The organism is Marinobacter halodurans, from assembly GCF_004327985.1.
In the GTDB taxonomy this organism is placed as follows: domain Bacteria; phylum Pseudomonadota; class Gammaproteobacteria; order Pseudomonadales; family Oleiphilaceae; genus Marinobacter_A; species Marinobacter_A halodurans.
In genome coordinates, this window is the sequence record NZ_SJDL01000177.1 from 1 (window position 1) to 703 (window position 703).

The window sequence follows — 703 nt, forward strand, 5'->3', positions numbered from 1 at the left end:
ACTAGCCGAACGGCAAGGGTGTCCACCGCGAGGTGGAATCTGAAGGAAGCCGCAGGCAAAGCACTGGCCTGACGAACAGGAATCGCATATGAGGCGGTCACACTGGGTAAGGCGGCCAATATCGTCAAAGCCCGATACTTGCACGGACGGTGTGGACGTAAATGCGGCGGGCATAAGTGTGAAGGTCACGCGTCTTACCCTGGGAAGTCTGGTTTTCTGCCACGGTGCTACTCACTTCATGAGGAGTGGGGATGGAGAGCCAGAACTCAGCCGAGGCCATAGTAGGTGCGTTACCGCGTACTGAAGGGCCAAACATGGTGGGCCGTTAGTAGGCGATGAGTTCTCGTAGTGTGCTTATGAAGACAGAAGCGGCCCGGATGGGCCAGGGCATTCAGGGAGCAGTCGGACAGTATCCGGCAGAGACTGAAGTCCGTGTCGAGGCAGACGCGGCGGCTCACTCGTGGACGAACGCGGAGCCGAACGCGCTGATGGAACGGGTGCTTGAGCGCCCGAACCTGATGCGCGCGTATCAACGGGTGGTGTCCAACAAGGGCGCTGCCGGCGTCGATCGGATGCCGGTGACAGCCCTGAAGGGCCATCTGCAACAGCACTGGCCAACACTGCGCGAGCGGCTGTTGGCCGGAGACTACCGTCCTCAGCCGGTCCGCCGGGTCAGCATCCCCAAGCCGCAAGGCGGGGAGCG

1 pseudogene is annotated in these 703 nt (G+C 61.6%); it reads left to right on the forward strand.

The annotated features are described in order from the left end of the window. Window positions 1-356 precede the first annotated feature (356 nt). Window positions 357-703: pseudogene (locus EZI54_RS23985) on the forward strand (group II intron reverse transcriptase/maturase); the annotation flags it as partial.